This window comes from Flavobacterium sp. RNTU_13, assembly GCF_046614455.1.
Taxonomy (GTDB): domain Bacteria; phylum Bacteroidota; class Bacteroidia; order Flavobacteriales; family Flavobacteriaceae; genus Flavobacterium.
In genome coordinates this window covers 1-238 of sequence record NZ_JBKJHB010000021.1, presented here as the reverse complement: position 1 = coordinate 238, position 238 = coordinate 1, and the positions used below count along the sequence as shown (strand labels likewise).

General features: G+C 44.1%; 1 protein-coding gene. It reads right to left on the bottom strand.

Translation table 11 applies throughout. The features are described 5' to 3' along the window. On the bottom strand, positions 1-238 hold a 238-nt coding region (locus ACLI08_RS16395; protein ID WP_411429587.1), incomplete at both ends, for a hypothetical protein.

Sequence of the window (238 nt, the reverse complement as noted above, 5' to 3'; positions counted from 1 at the left end):
TGGGTCGGTGGCCGTAAATTTATACCATACATCCTGGCTGGCCGTTGCAACGCATGAAGTACCGCCATCATTTAGCGCCCCCGAAAAAGTACCCGCAGTGTAGTTACATGTAGTTCCCGGTGTTAACTGTATAGCATTGGCACAAAGGTCGTTTGCTGGAGTAGGGTACTTAGTGACGCATATATTAAAATTAAATGTACTAACCTGTGTAAAGACATTTATTACACGCACGTAATAC